Consider the following 7,881-nt stretch of genomic DNA (forward strand, 5'->3'; position numbering starts at 1 on the left):
GATGTCGTCGGACACCGCCCCGCCGCAACCCGCCCGCCCGGTCGCCCCCACACGGCCCGCCCCGGGACCTGCGGCAGGGCCTGCCGTGGCGGGCGGGACGCCGGCGGCGGCCTTCGGTCGTCTGGCCCAGGGCGCCGGCTTCGTCGCGCGCATGGGCCCTGCCGGCTGGCATCTGGGCGAGGCGTTCCTGACCGGCGCGCAGGTGCCGCTGGAGGGCCTGCCGCAGCCGATCCCCGGCGTCCGCTTCGACACGGTCCAGTGGCGCAACCACGAGCTGCGGCTGGATGGCGGCCTGACGGTGCCCTATCTCGACGATGCCAGCTTCGAGGTCCGGGTGAACCGCGAGGGCGATCTGCGCATCCAAGGCCAGGCCTCCAAGCAGCTTGCTTTGCCGGCCCTGGGCAACCCTCGGATCACCTTGGCCCTGGGCGAGGCGGGCGCGCTGGCGGGTGAGGTCGCCTTCAGCGACATGAGTTTCCTGCCGCGCGGGCTGGGGCGCAGCGCCACGGCGACCGGATCCGGGACGGTTCGCCTGGCCCAGGGCCGGCTGTCGGGCGAGGGCGCGGTCGAGCTGGCCTATCGCGACCTGGGCAACGGCACGGTCAATTTCACCTTCGCGGAAGGCGGCAGCTTTTCCGCCCATGGCACCTTCCGCGTCACGCCGCCCTTCGTGGACGAGGTGTCGGGCGAGATTGCCGTGGACGAGGGCAACAACCTGTCGGTCAATGCCGTGATCGCCGTGGGCGAGATGCGCACGCACCTGCCCGGGCTTGGCCTGACGGGCGGCACGCTGACGCTGAACTCCCTCAACGGGCAGCCCTCGGGCGGGATCGAGGGCTTCACGGCCAGCTATCGGGGCCTCGGCGCGGTCACGCTTCAGACGGCGACACTGGCGGCCAGCGGCTTTGCCGGGACGGGCAGCTTCGATCTGCAGGTCCCGGGGCTGAACGAGGCCTCGGGCCGTGTCACGCTGCGCAACGGCGCTTTGTCTGGCCAGCTGCGGCTTGGGGCCGAGGCCTTTCCCGAGGGGCTGCCGGTCACGCGCCCCAGCCTGACCGTCACGCTTGGGGAAAGCGGCAGGGTCGGGGTCGAGGGGTCGGCCACGGTCAGCCTCGGCCCGGCAGGAACCGGCAATTTCACCGCCGCTTATTCGGATGCGGGCCAGTTCTCGTTCGGGGGCGATGTCGCGCTGACGATCCCCGGGCTCAGGACCGTGAACGCCCATGTCGGCTATGCCGAGGGCGCCCTCTCGGCCGAGGTGCAGGTGCCGGTGAACACCACGCTGCTGCCCGGCCTCGATGGCATGGTGACGGTCCGCTATGCCCAGGATCGCTGGTCGGGCGAGACGAGGCTGGCCTATTCCGCCGATAACGGCAAACTGTCCGGCGAGATCACCGTCACCGTCGCGCAGACCGATGCCGGGGCGCTGGAGCTTGGCGGTGAGGGCCGCGTGACGGCGCAGATCGCCCCGCGGCTGCAGGGCACGCTGACCGCGCGCATCCTGCCCGAGGGCGCGGTCGACGTGTCGGGCGTGATCGAGGTCACCGAGCCCCTGGAGCTGTTCCCCGAGCAGCGGATGGACCGCGAGCTGTTCCGCCATGCGCAGAACATCCCGCTCTGGGCAATCCTGGTCGCGGTGATCCGCATCCGCGCCGGGGTGCGCGCCGGGATCGGGCCGGGCGTCTTCCGCAACATCCGCGTCGAGGGCTCCTATACCATCGGCGCGACCGAGGCCGACCCGTCCTTCACCGTCAGCGGCGAGCTGTTCATCCCGGCCTTCGTCGAAGGCTATGTCGCCCTCGGCGCGGGCATCGGGGTCGATGTGGTGCTGGGCTCGATGACCGGCGGGATCGAGGCGGTGGGGACGGCGGGCCTTTACGGCGCGATCTCGGTCGTGCCCGAGCTGAGCTATGCCGATGGGGATTGGGGGATCGAGGGGACCGCGACCATGGCCGCGGGCGCGCGGCTGAAGCTGGGGCTGAATGCCTGGGCCGAGATCGAGGCGCTGTGGGTGACGGTCTGGGACCGCGAATGGACCCTGGCCGAGATGGTCGCGCCCATCGGGCCGGATCTGGGGCTGCAGGCGCATCTCTCCTACAAGTTCGGGCGCCCCGAGCCGCCGAGGATCGAGATGACCTCGTCCGAGGCGGATTATTCCGGGCTGATCCAGGACGCGATGCCCAAGGATGGGCCTGCCCCGGCGGGTGCGCGCGAGGCCTTGCAGAACCGTGCCGAATGGCAGGGCCAGCTGCGCGCGCAGCGCGCCGCCGCCGTCCCGTCCGAACAGGTGGCGCAGCAGGCCCAACCGGCGACGCCGCCCGCAGCCCCTCCGCGTCCGCCGCAGCAATCCGCGCCGCCGGGCGGGCAGGGCGGGGCGGCGGGCGGCCCCGGTCCCGCGGGTCAGGCGGCACCGGGCGCGACGCAGGCCACGCAGCCGGGCACCAACCCCTCGGGCGCGAACCAGCCGCAACGCAGCAAGGCGGTCGATCTGGCCGCCGCCCCCGACGCGAACGTGCCCGCCGCCGTACCCGAGGGCACGCTGCCCAATGCGGACCAGCCGCGCTATCCGCGTCCGATCACGCTGGCCATGCTGGACGAGCCGCCCGCCCCCACGCCCCGCACCCCCTCGCAGGAGGCCGAGGATGTCCAGGCCGCGGGCCGCATGGTCGATCTGGCCAGCGCGCAGGCGACCGACAGCGATGCGCTGGACAACTACTTCCCGCAGATCAAGCAGCGCTTCGGGCTGGTCGCTTTGGGCTACGAGGGGGATTTCAGCAAGGGCTTCCGGGTCGTCGGCAAGATCAATCCCCAGTTCGAGCGCACGGTCAGCGAGCCGCTGACGGGCACCGGCCTGCCCGCCGCGCTGAACCAGGGGCACCAGTCCAGGATCATCTTCGAGCACAGCCAGCTGGGCGGCAGCCAGGTCGGCCTGACGATGCGGGCAAAGCCCCTTGGCCCCGATCATGAGCAGGGTTCCGGGCCCACCGGGCAGGAGGCGCTGATGAACCAGCTTCCGACCGATCCGAACCACTATCGCGACCCGGCGCAGCGCTATATCCGCGGCCATCTGCTGAACGATCACATCGGCGGACCGGGCCATCCGATGAACCTGTTCCCGATCACCGCCTCGGCCAATGCCGAACACGAGCGGTCCGTCGAATCCTTCGCCAAGGACTGGGTGAACAACCGCAAGCTGTGGATCGACTACACGGTCGAGGTGCAGGCGACGCCGCAACTGCGCAAAGCGACCGGCGGCCTGAAGAAGATCGATTCGGTGATCACCGCCACGGCGGCGGCGCTCGACACCAATCTGAACCGGATCGCCGGACTGACGCGGGGCGTCACGATCGCCTCGACCTACAATGTCGTCGAAGAGGCCGAAGAGGGCGCGGCTCATGATTTCGATGCGGCGCTTCTCGATCCGACCACCGCCGCGCTGCAGGCCGCACGCCCGCAGGATCAGGGGCTGACGCCGCCCCGCTCTGCGCGCGAGACGCCGACCACCTTCCCCGCGACCATCGCCGCGACGATCGCGCAGGCCATCGCCAAGCTGGGGTCGCGGTCGAAGGTGGCATCGGTGCTGCAGGACCATCCCGGCTTCGGGGACATCTCGGAAACGGTCCTGTTCCAGGTCTATGACCGGGTGGGCGCCACGGGAGCGACCGTGGATTTCCTCGGGACCCCCGCCGAAAAGGGGGTGCTGACCCGGATCATCAATGCCTGGAGCGGACCGAACGGCCTCGGCGCGCGGCTGGAACGGGAGATGTCGCAGAAAAGCGCCCAGACATAGCGGGCGGGTCGAACGGCGCCCGCCGCCGCGATATCACCATCCCTGCCCTTCGCATCGGCCGGCGAGGTCGCGCCGCATCGCCTCTGGCCCTTCAGCGTGGCGCGACCCCCGAGGAGCGCGGCTCAGGCCTGAAACACGTAGCTGCCGGGCGCGGCACCCAGATCCTTCGTCTTCGCCGTCCTGGGAGGAACGCGCGTGCTGCTGTGATCCGCAAGCCAGTCCTGCCAGCGGGGCCACCATGATCCGTCCTGCAGCGGCGCCTGTGCAAGCCAGGCCTCCGGGTCCGTATAGGGTCCGTGGGCGGGCCGGTGCGACCAGCGGTGATGGGCGCCCTCTGCGCCGGGCGGGTTGATGATGCCGCTGGTATGGCCGCCATTGGTCAGCACGAAGGTCAGGTCGCAGACGGTGAACAGCTGCGTCTTGTAGACCGATTGCCAGGGCGCGATATGGTCGGTTTCGGTGGCGATGACGAACATCGGCGCACGGAGATCCGTCATCGAGATCACCTCGCCCTCGACCTCGAAGCGGTTGGTGCTCAGGCGGTTTCCCAGGAACAGGCGGCGCAGATATTGCGAATGCATGGTCGCGGGCAGGCGCGTCGGATCGGCCAGCCAGACGCCCATGTCGGTGGAATGATCCTCCTCGCCCAGGAAATAGCGGCGCATCGCGCGGGTCCAGATCAGATCGTCGGACCGGATCACCGAAAAGGTGCGGGCTCTCTTCGGTCGGTCGATCGCGCCGCGCGCGGCCATCAGATCCTCGACCCGCGACACCTGGACCTCGTCGGCGAACAGCAGAAGCTCTCCGGTCTCGGCAAAGTCGATCTGGGCGGCCATCAGCGTGATGCTGGCCAGCCTGTCGTCGCCCTCGCGGGCCATGCAGGCCGCCGCGATGGCCAGCATCGTGCCGCCCAGGCAATAGCCCACCGCATGGACCTTCGGTCCGGGAAGGATTTTGGTGACCGCCTGCAGGGCGGCCATCACGCCGTCGCGGCGATAATCGTCGAGCGACAGGCTCGCCTGCGCCGCCGTCGGGTTGACCCACGAGATCAGGAAGACCGTGAAGCCTTTCGCGACCAGATCCCGGACCAGCGAGTTCCGGGCCGACAGATCGAGGACGTAATATTTCATGATGCAGGCCGGCACGATCAGCACCGGCTCGGCCCAGACCTGCGCGGTCTTGGGGGCATAGCGGATCAGCTCGAACAGGTCGGTCCGCAGGACGACACGTCCGGGGGTCGCCGCCAGGACCGTGCCGACGTCGAACCCGTCGGGAACCGGGTCGGGGGATTGCGTCAGGATCTGGCCAAGGTCATGCGCCATGCCCTGCAGGCCGCGCACCAGGTTCTGCCCGCCCGAGGCGACGCTGGCCGCGATGATCTCGGGGTTCAGCGCCAGACAGTTCGACGGCGACATCACGTCCAGCATCTGCCGGGCCATGAAGCGCGCGCGGCGGGCGTCCTGCCGGTCCAGCCCGGGCAGGCTGTCGGTCGCCGCGTCCCACCAGTCCTCGATCGCCAGAAAGCCCTGCTGCCACATCCGGAAGGGGGGCTTCTGCCAGTCGGGATGATCGAAGCGGTGATCATGGGGCCCGGGGGCGAAGGGCGGCTCCCCCTCGGTCCGGGGAAGGACCGCATCCGAGATCAGGCGGGCGAAACTGTCGCGGGCCTGCACGGCCAGCTTTTGCTGACGATCCGGCGCGGCGGCAAGACGGCTGGCCCACTGGGCCCAGGCCGTCACGAAGGAATGCATCGATACGCCCCCCGACAGGCGCGCAGAGGCGGCCCGCCAAGGCCGGTCCGGGCCGTCCCGGCAAGGGTCCGACGCTGGACGACCCGCCATGGGGCCGGCGCCGTTCGGGCGATCCGGTCTGTCGGACGACGCAGTCACATGTGATGCGGGCATGGTGCCTCCTGATGGGCCGGGCCGAGGGGCAGGGGGATCGGGGCATGACCCCCGCGCGCATCGCCATGATACCACAGACCGCCAGCCTGCGGATCGATTTAAGGCCAAGCGCGCCGACCGGGCGTTGATCTGGATCAAGGTTGGGCGGTCCCTGCCATGCGACAAGGCATACCGATCGGTGCGGCCACAAGGCCGTGGGTGCGGGCCGGGCAACCCGCCCTGCCGGGACGTGCGGCCTGCCCGCATCGGCCCCGGCCCTGCCGTCCGACAATCATGCCCATGAGGTTCCCGATGACCGACATCCGCTTCGACTTTTCCGACAAGACCGCGATCGTGACCGGCGCCGCCTCCGGGATCGGCCAGGCCGTGGCACAGGAACTGGCCGCATCCGGCGCCTGCGTCATCGTCAGCGACCTGACCGCGGCGGCCTGCCGCGCGGTCGTCGACCAGATCACGGAGGCGGGCGGCCGGGCCAGGGCCTTTGCCGCCGACGTCTCGGACGAGACAGCCATGCGGGCGCTGGTCGACTTTGCCGAAGCCGACTGCGGCGGGCTGCATCTGGCGGTCAACAATGCCGGCATCGGCGGCCCCAGCCTGCCCACCGGCGCCTATCCCGTCGAGGACTGGCGCCGCGTCATCGACATCAACCTGAACGGCGTCTTCTACGGGATGCGCTGGCAGATCCCGGCGATGCTGCGCGCGGGGGGCGGGGCGATCGTGAACATGTCCTCGATCCTGGGGTCTGTGGGCTTTGCCCATGCCGCGCCCTATGTCGCCGCCAAGCACGCGCTGCTGGGCCTGACGCGGACTGCGGCGATCGAATACGCGCCGCAGCGGGTGCGCGTGAACGCGGTCGGCCCGGCCTTCATCAACACGCCGCTTCTGTCGGACAATCTGTCGCCCGAGGTGCTGGCGGGGCTGGCCGCCCTGCACCCGATGGGCCGGATCGGCACCCCGCAAGAGGTCTCGGCGCTGACCTGCTTCCTCTTGTCGGAGCGCGCCAGCTTCATCACCGGCAGCTATCACCTGGTCGATGGCGGCTATACCGCGCCCTGAGGAGATCCCGGTGGCGGACGCCCCTCCGCCATGGGCGGCCCTCCGCGGACGCGGCACCGCGATCGCTGCACCCTCATCAAGGCGATCATCCATCTCTGACCGCGGAGATCCTGTCGGTCTCCGCCCGTCCCGGCAGGACGACCCCTGACGCAGCTGTCATCGACCCTCTGCCCCTCGATTTGGAACATTGTCGGCAAGAGGTTGTTGACCCGTGACGCCAAGGAGGTCACCCATGAGACATTGTCTTGCCATTCTTACCCTATGTGCAGCACCCGCAACGGCCATGGCCCAGACCGAAGGCGGCTTCACGCTGCCCGATCTGCCCTATGCCATGGATGCACTCGAGCCGGCCATCGGCGCCGACACGATGGAGCTTCACCACGGACGCCATCACCAGAGCTATGTCGACAACCTGAACACCGCCATCTCAGAGGGCGCCGCCCCCGCCGAGGCGAGCCTCGAAGAGTTGGTGGCCGCAGCCGGGACCTATCCCGATGCCGTGCGCAACAATGCCGGGGGTCACTGGAACCACAGCTTCTTCTGGGAGACGATGGCGCCCACCGACGATACCGGCGAGATGTCCGAGGCGCTGTCGGGCGCGATCGATGCCGTCTTTGGATCCGAGGACGACTTCAAGGCCGCCTTCGAAGAGGCAGGCGCAGGCCAGTTCGGATCGGGCTGGGCTTGGCTGATCGTGAACGAGCAGAACGAGCTGGAAATCACCTCGACGCCCAATCAGGACAATCCGCTGATGGATGTGGCTGAGGTGTCGGGAACGCCGCTGCTGGGGAACGACGTGTGGGAGCACGCCTATTACCTGACCTACAACAACCGTCGCGCCGAGTATCTCGAGACATGGTGGGATGTCGTGGACTGGGACCGCGTGTCCGAGCGCTATGACGCCGCCTTGGCCGAATAAGGCAGCGCGCCGGCGACTTGTGATTGCCTAGGGTCAGGATTCATAACCAATAGATGACGAGAGCCGCGAGGGCGATGGCTGAGATGAACACTTTGGGGCAGCGGTCGTAGCGGGTGGCGACGCGCCTCCAATCCTTGAGCCTTCCGAACATGATCTCGATCCGGTTGCGGCGCTTGTAACGGCGTTTGTCGTATTTGACTGGCGTCTTGCGT

General features: G+C 69.2%; 5 protein-coding genes. 3 read left to right on the top strand and 2 right to left on the bottom strand.

The window, feature by feature from the left end; all coding sequences use genetic code 11:
• Position 1 precedes the first annotated feature (1 nt).
• On the top strand, positions 2-3,790 hold the full coding sequence (locus FA743_RS12365; protein WP_246054946.1) for a translocation/assembly module TamB domain-containing protein: 3,789 nt from the start codon (positions 2-4) through the stop codon (positions 3,788-3,790).
• A 122-nt stretch (positions 3,791-3,912) separates the two neighbouring features.
• On the opposite strand, the gene FA743_RS12370 is transcribed toward FA743_RS12365, so the two are convergent.
• Positions 3,913-5,694, bottom strand: a complete 1,782-nt coding sequence (locus FA743_RS12370) for a PHA/PHB synthase family protein (RefSeq protein WP_425467184.1) — start codon at positions 5,692-5,694, stop codon at positions 3,913-3,915.
• A 291-nt stretch (positions 5,695-5,985) separates the two neighbouring features.
• Between FA743_RS12370 and FA743_RS12375 the strand changes: the two genes are divergently transcribed.
• Together FA743_RS12375 and FA743_RS12380 are read left to right on the top strand one after the other, a co-directional pair.
• Positions 5,986-6,750, top strand: a complete 765-nt coding sequence (locus tag FA743_RS12375) for an SDR family NAD(P)-dependent oxidoreductase (RefSeq protein ID WP_136886423.1) — start codon at positions 5,986-5,988, stop codon at positions 6,748-6,750.
• A 283-nt stretch (positions 6,751-7,033) separates the two neighbouring features.
• Entirely contained in the window at positions 7,034-7,669 is a 636-nt protein-coding gene (locus FA743_RS12380) for a superoxide dismutase (protein ID WP_136886415.1), read from the top strand.
• Between the two features lie 40 nt (positions 7,670-7,709).
• On the opposite strand, the gene FA743_RS12385 is transcribed toward FA743_RS12380, so the two are convergent.
• Positions 7,710-7,881: transposase (locus FA743_RS12385; RefSeq protein WP_169308880.1), on the bottom strand; the 172-nt coding region annotated here is incomplete at its 5' end.

Origin of the sequence: Paracoccus gahaiensis (assembly GCF_005048225.1) — a bacterium.
GTDB lineage: Bacteria > Pseudomonadota > Alphaproteobacteria > Rhodobacterales > Rhodobacteraceae > Paracoccus > Paracoccus gahaiensis.

Bases quoted from the DNA above. Each gene is read 5' to 3' on its own strand.
- FA743_RS12365 (WP_246054946.1), top strand. From the start codon at position 2: ATGTCGTCGGACACCGCCCCGCCGCAACCCGCCCGCCCGGTCGCCCCC.
- FA743_RS12370 (WP_425467184.1), bottom strand. From the start codon at position 5,694: ATGCCCGCATCACATGTGACTGCGTCGTCCGACAGACCGGATCGCCCG.
- FA743_RS12375 (WP_136886423.1), top strand. From the start codon at position 5,986: ATGACCGACATCCGCTTCGACTTTTCCGACAAGACCGCGATCGTGACC.
- FA743_RS12380 (WP_136886415.1), top strand. From the start codon at position 7,034: ATGGCCCAGACCGAAGGCGGCTTCACGCTGCCCGATCTGCCCTATGCC.